Source organism: Klebsiella pasteurii, assembly GCF_018139045.1.
In the GTDB taxonomy this organism is placed as follows: domain Bacteria; phylum Pseudomonadota; class Gammaproteobacteria; order Enterobacterales; family Enterobacteriaceae; genus Klebsiella; species Klebsiella grimontii.
This window is the reverse complement of the sequence record NZ_CP073236.1, coordinates 1,720,609-1,742,578: the sequence shown is the minus strand read 5'-3', so window position 1 is coordinate 1,742,578 and position 21,970 is coordinate 1,720,609. Positions and strand designations below refer to the sequence as shown.

The 21,970-nt window shown below is 57.0% G+C and carries 20 protein-coding genes; 11 read left to right on the top strand and 9 right to left on the bottom strand.

What is annotated here, in order from left to right; all coding sequences use genetic code 11:
* Positions 1 to 97: 97 nt before the first annotated feature.
* From sdaA to pabB, 3 genes are all read right to left on the bottom strand, one after another.
* Positions 98 to 1,462: an L-serine ammonia-lyase gene (sdaA, locus tag KCG39_RS08180; protein ID WP_004121987.1), complete on the bottom strand. Its 1,365-nt coding sequence runs from the start codon at positions 1,460 to 1,462 to the stop codon at positions 98 to 100.
* A gap of 162 nt (positions 1,463 to 1,624) precedes the next feature.
* Positions 1,625 to 2,203, bottom strand: a complete 579-nt coding sequence (locus tag KCG39_RS08175) for a CoA pyrophosphatase (protein ID WP_004121986.1) — start codon at positions 2,201 to 2,203, stop codon at positions 1,625 to 1,627.
* 3 nt (positions 2,204 to 2,206) lie between these two features.
* Positions 2,207 to 3,562: an aminodeoxychorismate synthase component 1 gene (gene pabB / locus KCG39_RS08170; RefSeq protein ID WP_211811581.1), complete on the bottom strand. Its 1,356-nt coding sequence runs from the start codon at positions 3,560 to 3,562 to the stop codon at positions 2,207 to 2,209.
* A gap of 90 nt (positions 3,563 to 3,652) precedes the next feature.
* On the opposite strand from pabB, the gene KCG39_RS08165 reads away from it, so the two are divergent.
* A complete protein-coding gene (locus KCG39_RS08165; protein WP_004103292.1) occupies positions 3,653 to 3,832 on the top strand; it encodes a YoaH family protein in 180 nt (59 codons plus the stop codon).
* 1 nt (position 3,833) lies between these two features.
* Here the strand turns inward: KCG39_RS08165 and KCG39_RS08160 are convergent, their stop codons facing one another.
* Both KCG39_RS08160 and KCG39_RS08155 read right to left on the bottom strand, forming a co-directional pair.
* Positions 3,834 to 5,864: a heparinase II/III domain-containing protein gene (locus KCG39_RS08160; RefSeq protein WP_112166200.1), complete on the bottom strand. Its 2,031-nt coding sequence runs from the start codon at positions 5,862 to 5,864 to the stop codon at positions 3,834 to 3,836.
* Positions 5,864 to 7,102, bottom strand: a complete 1,239-nt coding sequence (locus KCG39_RS08155; protein ID WP_142468180.1) for an alginate lyase family protein — start codon at positions 7,100 to 7,102, stop codon at positions 5,864 to 5,866. Before KCG39_RS08155 ends, KCG39_RS08160 begins: the two co-directional genes overlap by 1 nt.
* A gap of 525 nt (positions 7,103 to 7,627) precedes the next feature.
* On the opposite strand from KCG39_RS08155, the gene KCG39_RS08150 reads away from it, so the two are divergent.
* From KCG39_RS08150 to KCG39_RS08130, 5 genes are read left to right on the top strand one after another with little or no spacing between them, the layout of a single operon-like run.
* Complete coding sequence (locus KCG39_RS08150) at positions 7,628 to 8,917, top strand: ABC transporter substrate-binding protein (RefSeq protein ID WP_049114342.1); 1,290 nt, start codon at positions 7,628 to 7,630, stop codon at positions 8,915 to 8,917.
* An 11-nt stretch (positions 8,918 to 8,928) separates the two neighbouring features.
* The gene (locus tag KCG39_RS08145; RefSeq protein WP_228299432.1) at positions 8,929 to 9,870 is read left to right on the top strand and encodes a carbohydrate ABC transporter permease; all 942 of its coding nucleotides are present in this window, start codon (positions 8,929 to 8,931) and stop codon (positions 9,868 to 9,870) included.
* A gap of 9 nt (positions 9,871 to 9,879) precedes the next feature.
* Complete coding sequence (locus KCG39_RS08140) at positions 9,880 to 10,719, top strand: carbohydrate ABC transporter permease (protein ID WP_004121979.1); 840 nt, start codon at positions 9,880 to 9,882, stop codon at positions 10,717 to 10,719.
* 10 nt (positions 10,720 to 10,729) lie between these two features.
* Entirely contained in the window at positions 10,730 to 11,824 is a 1,095-nt protein-coding gene (locus tag KCG39_RS08135; RefSeq protein WP_004121978.1) for an ABC transporter ATP-binding protein, read from the top strand.
* Between the two features lie 7 nt (positions 11,825 to 11,831).
* Positions 11,832 to 12,971 (top strand): alginate lyase family protein, encoded by a 1,140-nt coding sequence (locus KCG39_RS08130; protein WP_004121977.1) that lies wholly within the window; start codon positions 11,832 to 11,834, stop codon positions 12,969 to 12,971.
* A 171-nt stretch (positions 12,972 to 13,142) separates the two neighbouring features.
* Here KCG39_RS08130 and KCG39_RS08125 read toward each other — a convergent pair whose 3' ends face one another.
* The gene (locus KCG39_RS08125) at positions 13,143 to 13,487 is read right to left on the bottom strand and encodes a RidA family protein (protein WP_004113724.1); all 345 of its coding nucleotides are present in this window, start codon (positions 13,485 to 13,487) and stop codon (positions 13,143 to 13,145) included.
* A gap of 132 nt (positions 13,488 to 13,619) precedes the next feature.
* Between KCG39_RS08125 and KCG39_RS08120 the strand changes: the two genes are divergently transcribed.
* The 5 genes from KCG39_RS08120 to rnd all read left to right on the top strand — a co-directional run bounded on the left by KCG39_RS08120 (position 13,620) and on the right by rnd (position 20,012).
* On the top strand, positions 13,620 to 15,530 hold the full coding sequence (locus tag KCG39_RS08120) for a DNA repair helicase YoaA (RefSeq protein ID WP_087828988.1): 1,911 nt from the start codon (positions 13,620 to 13,622) through the stop codon (positions 15,528 to 15,530).
* Between the two features lie 67 nt (positions 15,531 to 15,597).
* Positions 15,598 to 16,293 (top strand): tRNA (adenosine(37)-N6)-threonylcarbamoyltransferase complex dimerization subunit type 1 TsaB, encoded by a 696-nt coding sequence (tsaB, locus tag KCG39_RS08115; RefSeq protein WP_142468178.1) that lies wholly within the window; start codon positions 15,598 to 15,600, stop codon positions 16,291 to 16,293.
* A gap of 43 nt (positions 16,294 to 16,336) precedes the next feature.
* Positions 16,337 to 16,921, top strand: a complete 585-nt coding sequence (locus KCG39_RS08110; protein ID WP_004121973.1) for a Slp family lipoprotein — start codon at positions 16,337 to 16,339, stop codon at positions 16,919 to 16,921.
* A 208-nt stretch (positions 16,922 to 17,129) separates the two neighbouring features.
* Positions 17,130 to 18,815, top strand: coding sequence for a long-chain-fatty-acid--CoA ligase FadD (fadD, locus tag KCG39_RS08105; RefSeq protein ID WP_087828987.1), 1,686 nt, complete (start codon positions 17,130 to 17,132; stop codon positions 18,813 to 18,815).
* Positions 18,816 to 18,896: 81 nt separating this feature from the next.
* On the top strand, positions 18,897 to 20,012 hold the full coding sequence (gene rnd / locus KCG39_RS08100; protein ID WP_004121971.1) for a ribonuclease D: 1,116 nt from the start codon (positions 18,897 to 18,899) through the stop codon (positions 20,010 to 20,012).
* A gap of 66 nt (positions 20,013 to 20,078) precedes the next feature.
* Here the strand turns inward: rnd and minE are convergent, their stop codons facing one another.
* Genes minE through minC form a run of 3 tightly spaced genes read right to left on the bottom strand, consistent with a single transcriptional unit; the run spans position 20,079 to position 21,886 of the window.
* On the bottom strand, positions 20,079 to 20,348 hold the full coding sequence (gene minE / locus KCG39_RS08095) for a cell division topological specificity factor MinE (RefSeq protein WP_002910902.1): 270 nt from the start codon (positions 20,346 to 20,348) through the stop codon (positions 20,079 to 20,081).
* 3 nt (positions 20,349 to 20,351) lie between these two features.
* The gene (gene minD / locus KCG39_RS08090) at positions 20,352 to 21,164 is read right to left on the bottom strand and encodes a septum site-determining protein MinD (RefSeq protein WP_004121970.1); all 813 of its coding nucleotides are present in this window, start codon (positions 21,162 to 21,164) and stop codon (positions 20,352 to 20,354) included.
* 23 nt (positions 21,165 to 21,187) lie between these two features.
* Positions 21,188 to 21,886, bottom strand: coding sequence for a septum site-determining protein MinC (gene minC, locus KCG39_RS08085; protein ID WP_004121969.1), 699 nt, complete (start codon positions 21,884 to 21,886; stop codon positions 21,188 to 21,190).
* Positions 21,887 to 21,970 lie beyond the last annotated feature (84 nt).

The following is a 21,970-nucleotide window of genomic DNA, read 5'->3' as shown; positions in this document are numbered from 1 at the left end:
AGTAACAGCCGTTATAGAGCAAGTGTAGAGGGCGCAGATAATAATATAGAGCGGAAAAAGGAGAATGCGCCCTTAGGCGCATTCTGTTGAGTAATGTTTAGTCGCACTGAACTTTGATAGCCAGGCCGCCGCGCGACGTTTCCCGGTATTTGGCGTTCATGTCTTTACCGGTTTCATACATGGTCTCAATAACCTTATCCAGTGAGACGCGCGGCTCGCTGGTGCGGCGCATTGCCATTCGGCTGGCGTTAATCGCTTTGACGGAGGCAATCGCGTTGCGTTCAATGCACGGAACCTGTACCTGTCCGGCCACCGGGTCGCAGGTCAGTCCCAGATTGTGTTCCATGCCGATTTCCGCCGCCACGCAGACCTGCTCCGGGCTGGCGCCAAGGATTTCAGCCAGGCCCGCGGCCGCCATTGAGCAGGCTACGCCCACTTCGCCCTGACAGCCCACTTCCGCGCCGGAAATGGAAGCGTTCATTTTGTACAGCGTGCCAATAGCCCCTGAAGCCAGGAAATAACGAATATAGATATCCGGACTGACGGGCTCGATAAAGTGGTCATAGTAGGCCAGCACCGCCGGAACGATGCCGCAGGCGCCGTTGGTGGGGGCCGTCACCACCCGGCCACCGGCGGCGTTTTCTTCGTTGACCGCCAGCGCAAACATATTGACCCAGTCCACCACGTTCATCGGGTCGTTAGAGAGCTTATCGCTGGCAACCAGCATCCGCCGCAGCGCCGAGGCGCGACGAGGAACGCGCAGCGGACCAGGCAGGACCCCTTCGGTATTCATCCCACGATCGATACAGGCGCGCATGGTCTGCCAGATATTGGCAAAATAGTCTTCAATCTCTTTTTTGCTGTGCAGCGCCAGCTCATTCTGCATCACCATGCCGGAGAGCGACATGCCGGTCTGTTTGCAGTAGCCCAGCATCTCCTGAGCGGATTTAAACGGATACGGAACGGCGAGTTCGCTGGCGCTCTCTTTGCCGAAATGTTCTTCATCGACGATAAAACCGCCGCCAATAGAATAATACGTTTTACTGTAGATCTCTTTCTCGCCAGCCCAGGCGTGAATGGTCATGCCGTTTTCATGCAGCGGCAGGTTGTCGCTACGAAAACGCATGCCGTCATTTTTCGGGAAGTCGACTTCATGTTGCCCTTGGGCCAGCAGCAGGCGTCCGCGCTCTTCAACGTCGCGGATAAACGCCGGAATCGCGTCGATATCGACCGTATCGGGCTGATTGCCCGCCAGCCCCATAATAATGGCGATATCCGTGTGGTGGCCTTTGCCTGTTAATGACAGTGAGCCGTAGACGTCAACCGCCAGGCGAGTCACTTCATTAAGCAATCCCTTTTCGACCAGGTCATCGACGAACTGTTTACCGGCCTTCATCGGGCCTACAGTATGGGAAGATGAGGGACCGATCCCCACCTTGAACATGTCGAATATACTAATCACGCTAACACTCCTGACAGGGTTGCCGCGGGTGCGGCAACGATGCAATAACTGCGCATAGTGTAAGAGGGAACCGGGCCATCAGCTTAAGTATTCACATGAATTAAACTAATGGGTAACCATGGATTTACTAATGCTGAGAACGCCGTCTCAGTTTTAGTATAGCTAAGGGCGGGAGCCTATCTGTAGCGCCAGTTCACGGATAATGCCGGCGGTCATTCCCCAGACAAAATAATGCTGATACCAGGATAGCCAGACGCGATGCGAATTGCCGCGGCGATGGATATCCAGCGGGTGGTAGCGTCCCAGGCGCAGCGCTTCGGCCAGCGGCATTTCGAAGACCGCGGCGACTTCATCCTGGCTGGCGTGATAGTGCAGGTCAGGCGGAATAATGCCCACTACCGGGGTGACCTGAAAACCGGTTACGCTATCGACCGGGGGCAGAACGCCGATCACCTCGACCGACTCCGGCGGGATCGCCACCTCTTCGTGGGCCTCGCGCAGCGCGGCGGCGATCAGGGTCGCATCGCTGTTATCCACCGCGCCGCCGGGGAAGGCGACCTGACCCGCGTGCTTGCGCATCAGCGGCGAACGCTGGGTCAGCAGCAGCCCCGGCTGCGGGCGGCGCACAATCGGTACCAGCACCGCCGCCTGACGCTGGTTGAGCGCGTGGCGCGTCGGCTGCGGGCGCAGGAGCTGAAAACGCGAAAGGAAATCGTCAAGTTCGAGGGCGCTGTCCGCCATGTGCTAGCTCTCCAGTTGATGCAGAATACGATTAACTTTATCAAAAGTTTCCTGATATTCCGCCGCCTCTTCGCTATCGGCCACAATTCCGCCGCCGGCGGAGCAGTAGATCCGCCCCTGGCAGGCCGTCAGCGTACGGATGGTAATGCTGGTATCCATATTGCCGCAGAAGCTGAGATATCCGATGCTGCCGCACCACGCATTGCGCCGCTGCGGCTCCAGTTCATCGATGATTTCCATCGCTCTGACCTTCGGCGCGCCGGTGATTGAGCCGCCGGGAAAGGCCGCGCTCAGCAGGTCGGCGGCGTGCAGATCAGCGGGCAATCGGGCGGCCACGGTGCTCACCAGATGATGCACGGCAGGGAAGGGCTCCACCACAAACAGCTCAGGAACGCGAACGCTACCGGGGACAGCAACCCGGCCAATATCGTTACGCATTAAATCGACGATCATCAGGTTTTCGGCGCGGTCTTTTGCTGAGTTCGCCAGCTTTTGCGCCTGCAACGCATCCTGCTCAGGATCGGCCAGCCTGGGCAACGTCCCCTTAATGGGCCGGGTTTGAATTTCGCCTTGCCGGAGCTGAATAAAACGCTCGGGCGACAGGCTTAATATGGCGCCCTCCTGGAGGCGAATAAAGGCGCTGAACGGTGCGCGATTGACGCGGTTTAGCTGACGGAAGGCCTGCCACTCATCCCCGCGATAGCTCGCCGTAAACCGCTGCGCCAGGTTAACCTGATAGCAGTCGCCGCTGTGCAGATAAGCCTGAACCTGGCGAAACTTCTTGCCATACTCCGCGCGGCTCATATTTGAGCGCCACCCTGAGGTGAGGGCAAAGGGAGCAGCGGCAGGCTCAGCCTGCGCTTCCAGCCACGTCAGCCGCGCCTGCGGGTCGTCATAGCTGAATAACGACACTTCCCGGCGCTGATGATCGACGACTAACGCCCAATCATAAATGCCTACCGCCATATCCGGCAGATCGATATCCGCCTCGGCCTGCGTCGGCAGATTTTCAAAGCGGCGACCCAAATCGTAACCGAACAGCCCCAGCGCCCCGCCGAGAAACGGCAGCTGCGGATGAGCGTGCGGCTGCAGGTTAAAGCGCGCCAGCTGTTGATGCACGAGGGTGAGCGGATCGGCGGCAGAGGTTGAGAGGGTATCCCCTTCGTTTATGAAGGTCATATCGCCGCGAGTCACCAGCGTTGCGCGCGGCTGGGCGACAACAATGTCAAAACGATTATGCGGATGTTCGGCAAAACCGGAGTGCAGCAGCATCGCCCAGGGCTGTGAACTTAATGGGCTAAAATAGTATTCAGCGGCATCCGGACGCCAGGGCAGGGAAATCATAGCGGGGGACAACATGGTCTTCATTAATCCTGATCGTGACCGCCCGCTGGTATACGAGAGGACGGCGTGAAATAATTACGCCCCACAATGTAGCAGGAGTAAGTGATGTTTGCAGGTTTACCTTCGCTGAGCCACGAGCAACAGCAAAAAGCAGTTGAACGAATTCAGGAGCTGATGTCGCAGGGCATGAGCAGCGGCCAGGCCATCGCTTTGGTGGCAGATGAACTGCGCGCCTCACATACCGGCGATCGGATTGTGGCGCGCTTTGAGGATGAAGACGAGTAAATTACTCTGCGTACTGAGGTGAGACGCCGCTTTCCGCGAGCGGAAGGATCGCATCAGGTCGTTTTCCTGGCTCGTCGTATAGCGTCACGTGCGTCACGCGATCGCCGCGCCAGAAGGTAATTTGCGTACCGACTGGCGTATGATGCACGTTCACTTCCGTCAGCGGCGCGCTGTTTGCCAGATCCCACAGACACACAAAACGCGCCTGCGGCAGGTGATTACGTATTACCAGATAGCTAAGATTGCGAATCGCCGGGTTATCGGGCGCCAGCCCTTGCCAGAGTTCACCATCACCGGATAGCCAGAGCGCAACGGTATCGCCGCCGCGCGCAAAGTGGCGCGGCTGACAGCCGTTCAGCGGCGTCACGGTTGCTTCGGTCATTCGCCGCAGCGGCCCGCTGAGCGAAAAAGGTTGGGCCAAGCCGCTCTGGTCCAGCGCCTGTGCCGCCAGATGCAGCGTCCAGTCGAGCTGCTGGCGATGCGGGTTCTCCACGGAGGACAGATCGATCAGCACATCTTCAAGCCACAGCAGGCGACGGCGGAAGCGCACGTCCCGCCAGGCCGTATCGTCCCACTCGACGCGGCTATGGCTGTTGAGCTCCGGCGGCGGTTTGCCCCAATCAACCTCGCTATCCAGCCACAGAAAGTCGTCATCCATATGCCAGCCCAGCACCTGCGGGTTGGCCGGAGGCTGGTTGCTCTGATTAACGCAAAGCGTATTGTGGGTGGCGCTGTTTTTGTAATAGTCGTAGTGCATTTTCGCGCCGTATCCTGTGGTGCCCATATCCGTGAGCAGCCAGCCGTCGCGATGCCAGAGCATCAGCCCCAGCCGGTCGTAATGGTCGTGCTCGCCGCCCCAGGGACTGTGCTTAATCAGCAGCGCCTGCTGCGGCCGTCGCCATAGCGTCAGACCCGCGCCCGGCGCAAACAGCGACTGCCGTGGGATGAGCGGCAGGCGGGATTCCGGCAGAGGCCGTTCGCGCCATAGCAGGGTTTCACGCTCATCGGGTGCCGTTTCGGTAAACTGCAGGACCGCGGCGTACTGCGGGTCACGCCAGATAAACCAGGCGAACTCGTACAGATCCCGGTGATGGAGTTTCTCCTGCCCGGCGAGGCAGTCATTAAGCCGGGGGAAAGTGCCGTCCGGCAGCAGCAGCGACAGTGGGAACTTCAGCATCGCCTGATACCAGGGACCGTCCAGCAGGCTCCAGCGGCTGCCGCGCGCCAGCTTTTCGAAGGCAAAAAAACCCTGCAGCGCGTAATAGTGGTAGTGAATCGAACCTTCAAACCAGATCCCTTCCGCCAGCAGGCCGTTTTCCAGCTGCCAGCGCAGGCCATACGGCTGGTTAACGGCAAACTCCAGCAGGGTTTCATCTTCGAGGACGAAACCCAGTACGCCAAGCGCCGCGCTGATTTTGACCTCATGGTTATGGATCTGCGGACTACGATGGTCGCGCAAAAACGTGGCCGCACAGCGCAGCAGGTTTTCACTGATATGCCGCTGTTCGCCGGGCGTCAGGCTGTCGCGAATAAAGTCATAACCCAGCGCCATTTCCAGAATGCAGTTGGCTTCGCACAGCGTCTGGGCGTTCATCTTTCCCGGTCCGTTGTTGGGAATATCGCCGTGAATCTCATAGCCGGGATAGACATCCGCGTAACCCATCAGCAGCGTGCGAACTTTATCGCGATACGCTGTTTCGCCGGTCAGCCGCCAAAGCAGGCCAAGCTGCTGACAGGCGCTGGCGTTTCGGCCATTCATCTCGCGCCACCAGGCGCCGTCCCACGGTTCGCCGCTAAATAGTTCCCCATCGACCGGGCAGGCATGCTGGTGGGGCGTATCCGCCCGCCACGTCAGGCGTACGCCGTGGCGCGGACAAAAGTAGTAGAGATTCCAGCTGGCGATGCCTGACTGCGGAATGCGAACCGCTGCCTGAAGTACCGGCTGCGCATCTTTCACCAGCCGCTCAAGCAGTCCGCTATTCGCGGCTGCGCGTCCGACAATGTCGGGCCAGAGCCCAGAAAATTGTTTCATTAGCGGTTATCCCTGACCTCTGACGATGCGGAAAGCGGGGCGATGAGCGTCGTGATATCGTCGGGATACTTCGCCCGCAGCCACTGCGCTTTGTCACGGAACAGCGGATCTTCCGGCCAGGCGTGCGCGGCGGTGGCGATATTGCGCAGCGCTTTCTTGTCATCCATTTTATCGAGGTCTTTCCAGGGCCATGGCGTATCGCTGTTAATAAACCCGGCGATGTACTGATAGCCTTTGCGCAGGCTATGGTCGTCGAGGGTGAAGTTCCAGATATCGACGCCCGCTTTTTCGCCCAGTCGCCCGAGGCGGTTGTAGGCTTCGAGGTTGAAATTGCTGTAGTGCCACGGACGCGTGCGTTCCAGTTCGGCCATCTGGCGGCCTTCAATATCAAATTGTCCCGCAATACGCCGCAGCTGGGTGATGTACAGGCGCTTTTTCGCCTCGTCGATTTTACCGCTGAACAGGGCGAAGGCGGCGGCCTGCATATCAAAATAGCTGCCGTGATTGTTATGCCAGTTCTCTTCTTCAAAGCCGTTCTGGCTGGTGGTCATCCAGTGGTAATAGTCACCAAACCACTGCTTTAAAGCGCTAACGTCGTTATCGTTCAGCGCAGCTGAGGATTGCAGCAGGGCGATCGCGTCAACGACGTCAACCAGCGCGCGGCTATCAATAATGCCGATACCGCGTCCGGTATTAATACCGGGAATGGCCTGGGCATGCTGCAGGTTGGGGTTCATGCGCGTTTTGGGATCGAGAAACCAGCGCTTTAACTGCGCCGCCGCTTTTTGCGCGTAGCGATCGTCGTGAGAGAAGTACCACGCCAGCGCCAGCGTTGACACGTCGTTACTCATCTTCACCAGCCGGTTCTTATCGGTAGCGTCGCTATTGGCGTCAGGGTTGGTTTGCCCATCTTTGCGGATATAGGGAAGCCCGTCCTGGGTATCAGGGTTTGGCCACCAGTAAGGTGGAAAACTGTAGTAGTCGTGCTTGTTGCCGCTGGCGGCGACCAGCGTTTTATCCATCACCGAGAACAGCGGATGTTTGAGCGCCAGGTCGGCTTTTTTTAGCAGAGCCGCTTGCGCCTGAACAAATAGCGGGTCTTTCGCGGCAATCTGCTGGCGGCTGAAGGCTAAATCCTTTACGTCTAGCGTGTACGGCTCAGCGGCATATGAGGAGGCGCTCAGGCCGGAACAAAACAGCGCAATGCCTAACAAACCTCGGCGAGGTATTGAGTTCATCGTGATAACCCTTCTGCAAATATGAGAAAAGATAACAAAAAAATTATACCTGACGCGTATTTAAAGGACGCGAAAAACAGGCGGTGTAATTAAAAGCAATATATTTAAATATTCGATGGCGAGCAGTGTAAAAGACAAAGTGATTTTTTTTGTGACCTCCTTCAAGTTTAACGCCCTGGATAAATAATGACGCTATTAATGCAGTGTGCATCACGTATTTTGCCATTTTTCTATACTTTTTGATTTTTTTAACAAAAACAGTAAATTTATAAGTTGTTGATTTTTGTTATTATTTATTTTTGGTCACTTTTATTGTCACTTTTTGGTGTGATCTGTCTCAATTTTCTGATTTTTGAAACGCAATTTCTTTTTTGCATGGTTGTATTGGGAAATACATTTCTATCTAATGAATGGAAATATTTCTTGCGTCAGCTGTATTAACGCCTGAGCGATATTCAAATTTCTTTTTATGTATTAATTGAGAATTTAATTACCTTTGTGCCCTACAATAAAGGATATGCCATCATGTCTGCCAATAAATTGCGTTCATTGTTACTTCTTACCGCGCTCGGGCTCGGCGTTAGCCAAAGCTACGCCGCGACTACGCTCAACGTCTGGATCCGCGCCAGCAATGACTCGAAGAATATCTACAAACAAGAGGCGGAAAAGTTTGAAGAAAAAACCGGTATCAAAATTGAGTATTTCAACGCCACTACCGACTTTGAACAGCGACTGGCGCGCGCTACGGCGGGAAACGCCTTACCCGATCTGATTTTTAACGATGCGGCGTCGCTGGGGCAGTTTATCCAGTTGGGTATTGCTGAAGAAATTGACCCGCAGGCGATCGCGGGCGGCGACCAGCTATTCCAGACGGCATGGAAGAGTACCCGCTATATCGACGGTAAATACTATGGCGTACCGACCTCCGCGCAAACTTTCGCCCTGTTTGTGCGCAAAGACTGGCGGGAAAAACTGGGGCTGCCGCAGCCGAAGAGCTGGGATGATATTCAGGCCCTGGCAAAAGCCTTCACCACCCAGGATCCCGATGGCAACGGTAAAAATGATACCTACGGATTTATCGTTCCCGCCTCCACGACGCGCGGCTACGCCAGCTGGTTTATGAGCAGCTTTATCTGGCAGGCGGGCGGTGATTTCGTGACGGAACGCAGCGGAAAATTCAGCGCCTCGCTCAATACGCCGGAAGTGGCTCAGGCGATGAACTTTATGCGCACTATGATGTGCGACAAAGTCACGCAGCCGGGTGCGATTAACGCCACTACCGCCGACGTTATTCCCTCCTTCCGCTCCGGGCAAAGCGGCATGTTCTTCAGCGGCCCGTACCATATCGCGCTGTTCGATAAAGACCCTGGTAAAGACAACTTTGAAGTGATTCCGGTGGTGGGGCCGAAAGGTGAGGCCACCCTCGCCGAGGGCACCACGGTCTTTATGATGAAGAGCAGTGTACAGAAAGAGGCGGCGCGTCAATTTATCGAATTTATGATCTCCCCGGAAGGTCAGGAAATCGGCATGGGTAAAGGCAGCCAGCATATACCGGTGGTGCGCCTGCCGGTGAATAAGAACGTCGACGTCAAAGCCGTTTATCAGGACGCGCGCTGGGAGACTTTCGCCCGACTTTACAATGAACAGGGGCGCTACGTACCGCAAATTCCCAACTGGACGCCGGTACGTCAGGTGGCAGCCGAAGGCTTTAACCGCATTTTTGCCGACTGCGGCAGCGATATTGCCGCTGAGCTGAAGACGCTCGACGGCAAGGTGAACGCTGAGCTGAAAAAACAAAATGTGCTGGCTAACTGAGGACATAGGTTATGACGCTGCATGAGACGAAGTCCTCGCCGATAAAGCAGGCCGCTTCGCCTGACTCGGCCGGATGGCTGAGCGCAAAGCGTAAGCGGGCGCTGATCCCGTGGCTGTTTTTAGCGCCTGCGCTAATTATTTTCAGCTGGTTTAAGTTTATCCCGATGATTCAGGGTCTGGTGATGAGCTTTTACAAAGTCAACTTTAATCAGCCGAACGAGTGGGTAGGGCTGGATAACTTCACCCGCGCTTTTGCCGACGCCGAGCTGCACGCGGCGGTGGTGAACACGCTGCTGTACGTTGTGGTAACGATGTTCGCCGCGGCTATCCTGGCCTTTTTTCTCGCCATGTTGCTGGAAGGCCCGGCGCGCCATCTGCGTTTTATTCGCACCGCCATCTTTTTACCCGCGGTCACCAGCGCAGCGATCGTCGCCGAAATGTGGCGAATTTTATTCAACCCAACGCCCAACGGCGTGGTTAACCACATCCTGAGCTGGTTTGGCGTCGCCGACCAGGGCTTTCTTGCTAGCTCCGATCAGGCGTTGGGGGTCATCATGCTGCTGCATATCTGGAAGGCGGTGCCTTACAACATGGTGATTTTTATTGCCGGCCTGGCGGGGATCAGCCGCGATTTATACGATGCGGCGAACGTCGACGGCGCCAGCTGGTGGAACCGCCTGCGCTGCGTCACGCTGCCTGGCATGATCCCGGCGCTCTCGGTGGTGCTGATGCTCTCCTTTATTCGTGGTTTTCGCGTGTTTGCCGAGGTGTATGCCACCACCGGCGGGGGACCGTCTAACGCCACGGAAATGGTCATGACCCACATCTATAAATTGGGTTTTGAGCAGTTTGACTATGGCTACGCTTCGGCGGTGTCGTTTCTGCTGTTCACCTTCACGGTGTTGTTAACCATTTGTCATCTGACGCTGAAAAAACGTATCGCCCGTTACTAAGGAGCCGCGATGTTAAGTAAACGTTGGGATACCGCAGGACGCTGGTGCATCTACGCGCTGCTGCTGATTGTCTTTGTCGGTCCGTTCTGGGGCATCGTCGCCACGGCATTCAGCGGTGCGCCGGTGAAACCGGGCGAACTGCTGGCCTGGCCGAATCAGTTCTCATTTGAAAACTTCATCTTTGCGTGGATGGATATTGGCGTCTGGCAGTATCTGCTGAACTCCATTCTGGTGGTGTTCTTCGGCACCGTTCTGCAGGTGTCGGTCAGCGCGCTGGCGGCCTATGCGCTGGCGCGTAAGAAGTTTCGCGGCGTGGCGCTGGTGAGCCTGGTGATTTTGTCCACCATGATGCTGCCGGAAGAGGTTATCGCCATTCCGCTGTACATGATTATTAACTGGCGGCTGCCGTTCATCGACGCCTCGCTGTACAACAGCTACCTCGGGATGATTTTACCGGTTGTCGGCTGGGCGTTTTCTATCTTTGTCCTGACTGAATTTATGTCGGCGATTCCGAAAGAGCTGGAGGAGGCGGCGCGGATTGATGGCGCTAACGAGTGGCAGATTTTCTTCCACGTCATCCTGCCGCTGGTGAAACCGGCGCTCGGAACGGTGGTGACCTTCGGCTTTATTATGATTTGGGACCAGTACCTGCTGCCGCTGATCGTGGTCAACCAGGACAGCCTGAATACCATTCCGGTGATCCTTGGTACGCTGCGTACCGATGAGAGCATCACGCCGAACATTTTTATCGCTATAACGCTGCTGGCGATGCTGCCCAGCATCATCGTCTACCTGGGTCTGCAAAAACATTTCAATCGCGGGATTATGTCCGGCGCGGTCAAAGGATAAGGAGTTACCGATGGGATCTGTTGTACTGAATAGCGTCCGTAAATCGTATGGTGATGCGCACGTGATTAAAGACGTGTCGTTGACAATCCCGGACGGCGAGTTCTGTGTCCTTGTGGGGCCCAGCGGCTGCGGAAAGTCAACGCTACTGCGCATGATCGCCGGACTGGAGGAGATCTCCGGCGGGGACGTGCACATCAACGAGCGTAACGTCACGGAAGTGGAGCCGAAGCTACGCGACATTGCGATGGTGTTCCAGAGCTATGCGCTCTACCCGCAGATGACGGTGCGTGAAAATATGGGCTTTGCCCTGAAGATGGCTAAACTGCCAAAAGCGGAGATCAATCAGAAGGTTAATGAAGCGGCGGCGCTACTGGGGCTGGAGCCGCTACTGGAGCGCCTGCCCAAAGATCTCTCCGGCGGCCAGCGCCAGCGCGTGGCGATGGGGCGGGCGATCGTGCGTAAGCCGCAGGTGTTTTTATTCGATGAACCGCTCTCCAACCTGGACGCCAAGCTACGTACCCAGGTGCGCGGCGAGATCCGCGAACTGCATCGTCGACTGAAAACTACCTCGGTGTACGTCACCCACGATCAGATTGAGGCCATGACCATGGGACAGATGATCGTCGTCCTGCGCGATGGGCGAATTGAACAGGCGGGTACCCCGCTGGAGCTGTACGACCGGCCGGCGAATCTGTTCGTGGCCGGATTTATCGGTTCGCCGGAGATTAACCAGCTTCCCGGCGAGGTTGTGCTGAACGGCAACGCGACCAGCTTGCGTCTGAAAGATGGCTCGCTGCTGGCGTTGCCTGCGGGTTTACGGGTGATCGACGGCCAGCAGGTGGTGTACGCCATTCGCCCCGAGCAGGTCAACGTGGTCCATGAAGCGCGCGACGATGCGCTGGCGGCGACGGTGACGGCGGTGGAGAACACCGGTTCGGATATGCAGCTGTTCTGCGATACCGGCGGCGGGGCGTTTACCTCGGTGTTCAAACAGCGTCTGGCAGTAAAAGAGGGGGATAAGATCTGGCTACAGCCGAAACTCTCGGGCGTGCACCTGTTCGATGCGCAAAGCGGTCAACGCATAGCGTGCCGGGAGGTAAATTAAGGTGGCGATGAAGCTGTACACCCTTGATGAAACCTGCCTGGAAAACGCCCGGGCGGGCTTAAAACAGCCGTTTTCGCCGCTGCAGCTGGCGCTGAGCAAGCTGGTGTCGGAGGCTGACATTCTGCGCCGTGAAGCGCCGGAAAGCGTGGTGCACAAAAAACTGCGCCCGGCGAGCGGCGATGCGCACGATTACTACAGTCTGGGGACCTACTGGTGGCCAAACCCGCGGCGTCCCAACGGGTTACCCTATATTCGCCGCGACGGGCATATTAATCCGCAGTGTGAGAACAACGATACCGACACCTCGCGCATTATCCGCATGTGTGAACGGTGTCTGACCCTGGGACTGGCGTGGTACTTCACCGGCCAGCGCCAGTACGCGCAGGCGGCGGCCGCGCAGATCCGCTGCTGGTTCCTCGATGCCGACACGCGAATGAATCCGCATCTGAACTATGGCCAGGCAATCCCGGGGATTGTTTCCGGCCGCGGCACCGGGCTGATTGACACCCGCTTAATGTGGATGGTGGTGGACACCATCGGTTTGATTAACACGGCGAGTGTGCTTGATACCGACGATATAATCGGCCTGCACCAGTGGTTCCGCGATTTTAACCACTGGATGTACTACAGCGACATCGGCCACTCAGAGTACGTCTGGCACAACAACCACGGCACCTGGTACGACGCCCAGCGGACGGTTAACGCGCTTTTCTATGGCGATAAAGGGCTGGCGGCGCGGATCATCGAGCAGGGGATCACCCAGCGGATGGCGGCGCAGATTGATCAGGATGGCAAACAGACCATGGAGCTCGAACGTACCATCCCTTTCCACTACTCGTTGTTTAACCTGGAAGCGCATCTGCTGCTCAACCGCTATGCCGAGCACGTCGAGTTTGACCGTTGGAACGCCATCCGCGATGGGCGAGGCGTGAAGCAGGGGATCGATTACCTGGTGCCGTTTATTCGGGAACCGGATCTCTGGCCCTACAGCGACCTGCAGGGAATCGTGTGGGATAGCGCGCTGCGCGTGCTGCTGCAGTCAGTGAGGGGCTACGCAAAACAATCTGCCAGCTATCGTGAAGCGCTGAAATGTGTGCCGCAGGAGACGCTGCAGCTGAAGGAACAGCTCATGTGGTGTCCGGGCTGATAGAACAATGCTTCTTGCCTCCTGACGGCGCCGTGGCTGGTCGGCCTGGCTGGTATGTAGCCCGTAAAAGGCGTTTACGCCGCTATCCGGGGAATGCGCCGGATAGCGGCTTTGGCGCGGCTTCTTCCCGGGCGGCGCTACGCTTGCCCGGGCTACGGGGCCACGGCTGTCTTACACTGCGGCGATGATTTTAATCTCGACTTTGTACTTAGGATTCATCAGCTTCGCCTGTACCGTACAGCGCACCGGGGCATGACCGGCGACGACCCACGCATCCCACGCCTGGTTCATCGCCGCAAAGTCTGCGCCATCGGCAAGGAAAATCGTCGCATCAAGAATACGCGACTTGCTGCTGCCCTGTTTCTCCAGCACCGCGTCAATCTGCGCCAGGGTATCGGCGGTTTGCGCGCAGGCGTCGGCATCCAGGTTGGACGGCACGCCGGTGTAGTACAGCGTCTGGTTGTGGATCACCACATCAGACCAGCGGGCTTCGGCATCAATACGCGTAATGGTCATGTTTATTTCCTCTTTGTTCCGGTTCATTAAGCTGCGGCAAGACTGCCACAATGTTGCACCTGCGTCACTACCCGCACTGGCGAAAACCCCTCCACCCTGACATAATCACTGTCCAAATAACCAGGGGGTAATGTGATCGACGATTTTGCAGCAGACGGCCAGCTGGCCAGCGCGATTGCGGGATTTAAACCGCGCGAGCCGCAGCGCCAGATGGCTTTTGCCGTCGCCAGCGCGATTGAAGAAACCCGTCCGCTGGTGGTTGAAGCGGGCACTGGGACCGGGAAAACCTACGCCTACCTGGCGCCGGCGCTGCGCGCCAACAAGAAAGTCATTATCTCCACCGGCTCGAAAGCGCTACAGGATCAGCTCTACAGTCGCGATTTGCCGACCGTCGCCAAAGCGCTGAAGTACACCGGCAAGCTGGCCCTGCTGAAAGGGCGGTCGAACTACCTGTGCCTTGAGCGTCTGGAGCAGCAGGCCCTTGCCGGGGGAGACCTGCCGGTGCAAACCCTCAGCGACGTTATTCTGCTGCGTTCATGGTCTAACCAAACCGTCGATGGCGATATCAGCACCTGCGTTAGCGTCGCCGAAGATTCCCAGGCCTGGCCGCTGGTCACCAGCACCAACGACAACTGCCTCGGCAGCGACTGCCCGTTATATAAAGACTGTTTTGTAGTTAAGGCGCGGAAAAAGGCGATGGATGCCGACGTGGTCGTCGTCAACCATCATTTGTTCCTCGCCGATATGGTGGTCAAAGAGAGCGGCTTTGCCGAGCTGATTCCCGAAGCGGAAGTGATGATCTTCGACGAAGCGCATCAGCTACCGGATATCGCCAGCCAGTACTTTGGGCAATCGCTCTCCAGCCGCCAGCTGCTGGACCTGGCGAAAGATATCACGATTGCTTATCGTACCGAGCTCAAAGACACCCAGCAGCTGCAGAAGTGCGCCGACCGACTGGCCCAGAGCGCGCAGGATTTTCGCCTGCAGCTGGGGGAACCAGGCTATCGCGGCAATCTGCGCGAACTACTGGCTGACCACAACATTCAGCGCGCGCTGCTGCTGCTTGATGATGCGCTCGAACTCTGTTACGACGTGGCAAAGCTGTCGCTGGGCCGCTCGGCGCTGCTTGATGCCGCCTTTGAGCGGGCAACCCTTTATCGCGGCCGCCTGAAGCGGCTAAAAGAGACCAGCCAGCCGGGCTTTAGCTACTGGTATGAGTGTACTTCACGTACCTTCACCCTGGCGCTGACCCCGCTGACGGTGGCGGATAAATTTAAAGAGGTGATGGCGCAAAAATCGGGAAGCTGGATCTTTACCTCGGCGACGCTCTCGGTCAATGACGATTTACGTCATTTCACCGATCGCCTGGGCATCGGCGAAGCGCAAACGCTGCTGCTGCCCAGCCCCTTTGATTATGCCCATCAGGCGCTGCTGTGCGTGCCGCGAAATCTGCCGTTACCCAACCAACCTGGCGCGGCGCGGCATCTGGCAGCGATGCTCAAACCGCTGATTGAGGCCAACGACGGGCGCTGCTTTATGCTTTGCACTTCCCACGCCATGATGCGCGATCTGGCGGAGCAGTTTCGCGCCACCATGACCCTGCCGGTGCTGCTGCAGGGGGAAACCAGTAAAGGTCAGCTTTTACAGCAGTTCGTCAGCGCCGGAAATGCGCTGCTGGTGGCGACCAGCAGCTTCTGGGAAGGCGTGGACGTGCGCGGCGATGCCCTCTCGCTGGTGATTATCGACAAACTGCCGTTCACCTCGCCGGACGATCCGCTACTCAAAGCGCGGATGGAGGATTGCCGTCTGCGCGGCGGCGATCCCTTTGATGAGGTGCAACTCCCGGACGCGGTGATTACCCTTAAACAGGGCGTGGGGCGTCTGATCCGCGATGTTACCGATCGTGGGGTACTGGTTATCTGCGACAACCGTCTGGTGATGCGTCCCTACGGTGCGACCTTCCTCGCCAGCCTGCCGCCCGCGCCGCGCACGCGCGACATCCGCCGGGCGGTACGCTTTCTTGCGGTGCCGCCGGCGAGGTAATCCGACGCAAAATGTGATAAGCTGCGCGCCATTTTGTCAATCTGCTAGAGCGAGAGCGCGACAACCCATGCGAATTTTAGCTATCGATACCGCCACGGAGGCCTGCTCCGCGGCGCTGTGGAATGATGGCACCCTCAGTGCTCATTTTGAAATCTGCCCCCGTGAACATACCCAACGTATCCTGCCTCTGGTGCAGGAGGTCCTCAATGAAAGCGGCACGCAATTAACCGACCTTGACGCGCTGGCTTTTGGCCGCGGGCCGGGGAGCTTCACCGGCGTGCGTATCGGTATCGGTATCGCCCAGGGGCTGGCGCTGGGAGCCGAGCTGCCGATGATCGGCGTGTCCACGTTGGCAACCATGGCGCAGGGCGCGTGGCGCAAAACCGGCGCAACCCGCGTACTGGCGGCCATCGACGCCAGAATGGGCGAGGTCTACTGGGCGGAATATCAGCGCGATGAGCAGGGCGTCTGGCACGGCGAAGAGAGTGAAGCGGTGCTTAAGCCGGAAGCGGTTCGCGAGCGTCTGCAGCAGCTGGAAGGCGAGTGGGCCACCGTTGGCACCGGCTGGCAGGCGTGGCCGGATCTGGCTAACGGCTACGGTTTAACGCTCGCCGATGGCGCTATTCAGCTGCCTGAAGCGCAGGATATGCTGCCGCTGGCCTGCCACCTGTTTACGGCGGGAAAAACCGTGGCCGTCGAACACGCTGAACCGGTTTATTTACGTAATGAAGTGGCGTGGAAGAAACTTCCTGGCCGCGAGTGAATCTCAGTAACTATAAGTCTGAGAAGAAGGAAGGGGTCGCGTCATGGCGGGTCAAAAAAGGGTAGTGCGTTGGTTAGTCGCGGCGGCAGTGGTCGCTGCGCTGAGCGGGTGCGCTTCGGTACCGGATGCCATAAAGGGCACCACTCCGACGCCGCAGCAGGATTTAGTCCGGGTGATGAACGCGCCGCAGCTGTATGTCGGTCAGGAAGCGCGTTTTGGCGGCAAGGTGGTTAGCGTGCAGAACCAGCAGGGTAAAACCCGCCTGGAAATTGCCACCGTTCCGCTCGACGGCGCCGCGCGCCCGGAGCTGGGCGAACCGTCGCGTGGGCGTATTTTTGCCGACGTGAACGGCTTTATCGACCCGGTGGATTTTCGTGGGCAACTGGTCACCGTGGTTGGCCCCATCGTCGGCGTCGTCGACGGCAAAGTGGGGAATACGCCGTATAAATTCATGCTGATGAATGCGACCGGCTACAAGCGCTGGAACGTTGTGCAGCAGGTGGTCATGCCCCCGCAGCCAATGATGGACCCGTGGATGTTCGGCCCGCGGCCTTGGGGCTACGGTTACGGCGGCTGGGGCTGGTATAACCCGGGCCCTGCCGAAGTCAGAAACGTCGTAACAGAATGATTTTGTAGATATTGTAAGCAAAAAGAAACAGCGGCTGGTCCGCTGTTTCTTCGTTTTCAGTCAAATAAGAAAAATAAATAGTGACGCGCTTCGCAACCTGTACAACGCCTAATTAATAAACTGGTACGCTGAGTTAATATAATGTTAACAGAATGTTTGTTGATCAGGGGCTGTGATGACGACGAATAACTATTTCAGAGGTGATGCAGTGAAAAAGGTTTGGCTAAACCGTTATCCCGCGGACGTTCCTGCGGAGATAAACCCTGACCGCTATCAATCCCTGGTTGAACTGTTTGAACACGCCGTGCGCCGCTATGCCGACCAACCGGCATTTATCAATATGGGCGAGGTGATGACCTACCGTAAGCTGGAGGAGCGCAGCCGGGCGTTTGCCGCTTACCTTCAGGAAGGGTTGGGCCTGCAAAAAGGCGACCGCGTCGCCCTCATGATGCCGAACCTGTTGCAATATCCGGTGGCGCTGTTTGGTATCCTGCGCGCGGGGATGATTGTGGTGAACGTCAATCCGCTCTACACCCCACGCGAACTGGAGCACCAGCTCAACGACAGCGGCGCCGCCGCCATCGTGATTGTCTCTAACTTCGCGCATACCCTGGAAAAGGTGGTCGATAAAACCCAGGTTAAGCACGTGATTTTAACCCGTATGGGCGATCAGCTTTCCCCGGCGAAAGGCACTCTGGTTAACTTTGTGGTGAAGTACATCAAACGGCTGGTGCCAAAATACCATCTGCCGGACGCCATTTCGTTTCGCAGCGCGCTGCAGCACGGCTACCGTATGCAGTACATCAAGCCGGAAATCGTCTCTCAGGATCTCGCCTTTCTCCAGTATACCGGCGGAACAACCGGCGTGGCGAAGGGGGCGATGCTGACGCATCGCAATATGCTGGCGAACCTTGAACAGGTCAACGGCACCTACGGACCGCTGCTGCATCGCGGCAAAGAGCTGGTCGTTACCGCGCTCCCGCTGTATCACATTTTTGCGCTGACCATGAACTGCCTGCTGTTTATCGAGCTGGGCGGGCAGAACCTGCTGATCACCAACCCGCGCGACATTCCGGGCCTGGTCAAAGAGCTGGCGAAATATCCCTTTACCGCGATGACCGGGGTCAACACCCTGTTTAACGCGCTGCTCAATAACAAAGAGTTTCAGCAGCTCGACTTCTCCTCCCTGCATCTCTCCGCCGGCGGCGGCATGCCGGTGCAGCAGGTGGTGGCCGAACGCTGGGTTAAGCTGACCGGGCAGTATCTGCTTGAAGGCTATGGCCTGACCGAGTGTGCGCCGCTGGTGAGCGTCAACCCGCACGATATTGACTATCACAGCGGCAGCATCGGCCTGCCGGTGCCCTCCACCGAAGCGAAGCTGGTGGATGACGACGATAATGAAGTGCCGCCGGGGGAGCCGGGGGAGCTGTGCGTGAAAGGGCCGCAGGTGATGCTGGGATACTGGCAGCGTCCTGATGCCACCGCGGAAATTATTAAGGACGGCTGGCTGCATACTGGCGACATCGCGGTGATGGATGAAGAGGGCTTCCTGCGCATCGTCGACCGCAAAAAAGATATGATTCTTGTCTCGGGCTTTAACGTCTATCCGAATGAAATCGAAGATGTGGTAATGCAGCACGCCGGGGTACAGGAAGTGGCCGCGGTAGGTGTGCCGTCCGGCAGTAGCGGTGAAGCAGTGAAAATTTTCGTGGTCAAGAAAGACCCGACGCTGACGGAAGAGATGCTGATTACCTTTTGCCGTCGGCAGCTAACCGGCTACAAGGTCCCGAAGCTGGTGGAGTTTCGCGATGAGCTGCCGAAATCTAACGTCGGGAAAATTTTACGTCGAGAACTGCGTGACGAAGCCCGCGCTAAAGTAGACAATAAAGCCTGAGCTAAGAGTGAATCGCCAGACGCCGGCTAAGCCGGCGTTTTTTATGGGCGCAAGTTAAGAGAGTATGATTTGAACTATCAGATGATCACCACCAACGATGGCCTTCGCGCCGTCTGTGACGCGGCAAGCGCGGTTTCCGCCATTGCGCTGGATACGGAGTTTGTCCGTACTCGCACCTACTACCCACAGCTCGGTCTGCTCCAGCTGTTCGACGGCAACCAGGTTTCGCTGATCGACCCGCTGGTCATCACCGACTGGGAACCGATGCGCGAACTGCTGCTGAATAAGGACGTGACCAAATTTCTGCACGCCGGTAGCGAGGATCTGGAAGTATTCCTTAATGCCTTTCATCTGATGCCGCAGCCGCTGATCGATACGCAAATTCTGGCCGCCTTTTGCGGTCGCCCGATGTCCTGGGGCTTTGCGTCGATGGTGGAAGAGTTTACCGGCGTGGCGCTGGATAAAAGTGAATCCCGTACCGACTGGCTGGCGCGTCCGCTAACCGAACGCCAGTGCATTTATGCCGCCGCCGATGTCTGGTACCTGCTGCCGATTGCCGAAAAGCTGATGGCCGAAACCGACAGCGCAGGCTGGCTCTCCGCCGCGCTGGATGAGTGTCAGCTGATGCAGCAGCGTCGCCAGGAGGTGCAGGATCCTGCCGAGGCGTGGCGCGATATCGGTAACGCCTGGCAACTGCGGACTCGCCAGCTGGGCTGCCTGCAGCTGCTGGCGGACTGGCGCTTGCGTAAAGCGCGGGAGCGCGACCTGGCCGTCAACTTTGTCATTCGAGAAGAACATTTGTGGAACGTGGCGCGCTATATGCCTGGCAGCCTGGGGGAACTTGATAGCCTGGGACTGTCGGGCAGCGAAATTCGTTTCCACGGCAAGACGCTGATCGGCCTCGTCGAGAAAGCGCAGGCGCTGCCGGAAGAGGCGCTGCCTGAGCCGCTGCAGAACCTGATCGATATGCCGGGCTACCGCAAGCTGTTTAAAGATATTAAAGCGCTTGTGCAGACCGTGAGCGCCGAGAAAGGCGTCAGCGCCGAGCTGCTGGCCTCAAGAAGGCAGATTAACCAGCTGCTGAACTGGCACTGGGGATTAAAAAGCGGCAACGGGCAGCCTGAGCTGGTTTCCGGCTGGCGCGGCGCATTAATGGCCGATCGCCTGAATGCGCTATTAAGCGAGTACCCGCGCTAGCGTGTAGTCTGCAAAGTAAAAAACCGGCTACGCATCGCGTTGCCGGTTTTTTTAACGCTTACAGGCTCAGGATTTCGACTCTTCAGTTTCCGGCAGGGTCACGTTCAGCTCCAGAATCGAAATATCACCGTCTCTCTGCTCAAGCTGCACGCTGACCATCTCCGGGTCGATTTGCACATATTTGCAAATCACTTCAAGAATGTCTTTACGCAGCTGCGGAAGATAGTGCGGTTCCGCGTCGCCGCGACGGCGCTCCGCGACGATGATTTGCAGGCGCTCTTTCGCAATGTTGGCCGTGTTCTTTTTCCGCGAGAGAAAAAAGTCGAGTAATGCCATAATTTATCCTCCGAACAGGCGTTTGAGGAAACCTTTCTTCTCTTCTTCTACGAAGCGGAAAGGACGTTCTTCTCCGAGCAGACGTTCAACGGTATCGGCATAGGCTTTGCCCGCGTCCGAGGTATCATCCAGAATAACCGGTTCGCCCTGGTTAGACGCGCGCAACACGGACTGATCTTCCGGAATCACGCCCACCAGATTGATGCGCAGAATTTCCAGCACGTCTTCCATGCTCAGCATGTCGCCTTTGTTGACGCGGCCTGGGTTATAGCGGGTCAGCAGCAGATGCTCTTTAATCGGATCTTCACCTTTTTCCGCACGGCGGGATTTAGAGGCCAGGATGCCGAGGATACGGTCGGAGTCGCGAACGGAGGAGACTTCCGGGTTGGTGGTGATAATGGCTTCATCAGCGAAGTACAACGCCATCAGCGCACCGGTTTCGATGCCTGCAGGGGAGTCACAGACGATAAAATCAAAATCCATTTTTTTCAGTTCTTCGAGAACTTTGTCTACGCCTTCACGGGTCAGGGCGTCTTTGTCACGCGTCTGGGAGGCCGGGAGGATATAGAGGTTCTCCGTGCGCTTGTCTTTGATAAGCGCCTGGTTCAGCGTGGCATCGCCCTGGATGACGTTGACGAAGTCATAAACGACCCGGCGTTCACAGCCCATGATCAGGTCAAGGTTACGCAGGCCGATGTCGAAGTCGATAACGACCGTTTTCTTTCCCTTCTGGGCCAAACCAGTAGCGATGGCCGCGCTGGAGGTGGTCTTGCCAACGCCTCCTTTACCCGAAGTCACAACAATAATGCGTGCCATAGAAATTCCTTGTTAAAAAGGGATTAATTCAACGATTGAATCGTCAAAGCGCTATCGTCTAAACGTAGACGTGCCGCTTTGCCATAAAATTCGGCCGGAATGTTATCACTCAGCCAGTATTCCCCAGCGATGGAAACCAGTTCCGCCGAGAGGTTCGTACAAAATATTTGGGCTTCTCTGTCGCCACCAGCGCCGGCAAGCGCTCGTCCCCGCATCATGCCATATACATGGATATTACCATCGGCAATAAGTTCAGCCCCGGCACTCACATGGTTTGTAACAATTAGATCACAGTGTGGCGCATAAATACGCTGACCGGAACGTACCGGCTGATCAATCAAACGCGTTTTTGTGATCTGATTAACAACTGGCGGCGGTGCGACAGGTTCTGGCGGGGCCTGACGGGTGGTTTTTTCTTTCCCTTCGGTTAATAACGGTATCCCGGCGCGGTCAATTTCGGTTTTCAACCGAGGAAGTTTACATCCGCTTACGCCCATAATACGCAGCCCGGTGGCCGCAATAGCTTCATGGAGAGGGCGCCAGTCGACGTCATCTTCAATGCTGCTGATATTCACTACCACGGGGGCATGACGTAAAAAGGCGGGAGCCTGGGCGATTTTGTCTTCTAACGCCTGACGAATAACCTCGGGATTTGCATCGTGCAAATGAACCACAGATAAGGTGAAGCTACTGCCCTTAAGTTCGATTGGCGTATTTGACATCCTGGCCTTACTCAATTTGCTGTTTATCACTCGCTGAAGTGCGGTGATATTCCGAAGACTAAAAGGCATGTTATAGTCACTCAT

Excerpts from the sequence above, each read along its gene's own strand:
- tsaB (WP_142468178.1), top strand. The coding sequence starts at position 15,598 with ATGCGAATTTTAGCTATCGATACCGCCACGGAGGCCTGCTCCGCGGCG.
- pabB (WP_211811581.1), bottom strand. The coding sequence starts at position 3,562 with ATGTTGTCCCCCGCTATGATTTCCCTGCCCTGGCGTCCGGATGCCGCT.
- KCG39_RS08160 (WP_112166200.1), bottom strand. The coding sequence starts at position 5,864 with ATGAAACAATTTTCTGGGCTCTGGCCCGACATTGTCGGACGCGCAGCC.
- KCG39_RS08130 (WP_004121977.1), top strand. The coding sequence starts at position 11,832 with ATGAAGCTGTACACCCTTGATGAAACCTGCCTGGAAAACGCCCGGGCG.
- KCG39_RS08155 (WP_142468180.1), bottom strand. The coding sequence starts at position 7,102 with ATGAACTCAATACCTCGCCGAGGTTTGTTAGGCATTGCGCTGTTTTGT.
- rnd (WP_004121971.1), top strand. The coding sequence starts at position 18,897 with ATGATCACCACCAACGATGGCCTTCGCGCCGTCTGTGACGCGGCAAGC.
- KCG39_RS08165 (WP_004103292.1), top strand. The coding sequence starts at position 3,653 with ATGTTTGCAGGTTTACCTTCGCTGAGCCACGAGCAACAGCAAAAAGCA.
- minC (WP_004121969.1), bottom strand. The coding sequence starts at position 21,886 with ATGTCAAATACGCCAATCGAACTTAAGGGCAGTAGCTTCACCTTATCT.
- KCG39_RS08125 (WP_004113724.1), bottom strand. The coding sequence starts at position 13,487 with ATGACCATTACGCGTATTGATGCCGAAGCCCGCTGGTCTGATGTGGTG.
- KCG39_RS08135 (WP_004121978.1), top strand. The coding sequence starts at position 10,730 with ATGGGATCTGTTGTACTGAATAGCGTCCGTAAATCGTATGGTGATGCG.
- KCG39_RS08145 (WP_228299432.1), top strand. The coding sequence starts at position 8,929 with ATGACGCTGCATGAGACGAAGTCCTCGCCGATAAAGCAGGCCGCTTCG.
- minD (WP_004121970.1), bottom strand. The coding sequence starts at position 21,164 with ATGGCACGCATTATTGTTGTGACTTCGGGTAAAGGAGGCGTTGGCAAG.
- KCG39_RS08110 (WP_004121973.1), top strand. The coding sequence starts at position 16,337 with ATGGCGGGTCAAAAAAGGGTAGTGCGTTGGTTAGTCGCGGCGGCAGTG.
- KCG39_RS08175 (WP_004121986.1), bottom strand. The coding sequence starts at position 2,203 with ATGGCGGACAGCGCCCTCGAACTTGACGATTTCCTTTCGCGTTTTCAG.
- minE (WP_002910902.1), bottom strand. The coding sequence starts at position 20,348 with ATGGCATTACTCGACTTTTTTCTCTCGCGGAAAAAGAACACGGCCAAC.
- KCG39_RS08140 (WP_004121979.1), top strand. The coding sequence starts at position 9,880 with ATGTTAAGTAAACGTTGGGATACCGCAGGACGCTGGTGCATCTACGCG.
- KCG39_RS08150 (WP_049114342.1), top strand. The coding sequence starts at position 7,628 with ATGTCTGCCAATAAATTGCGTTCATTGTTACTTCTTACCGCGCTCGGG.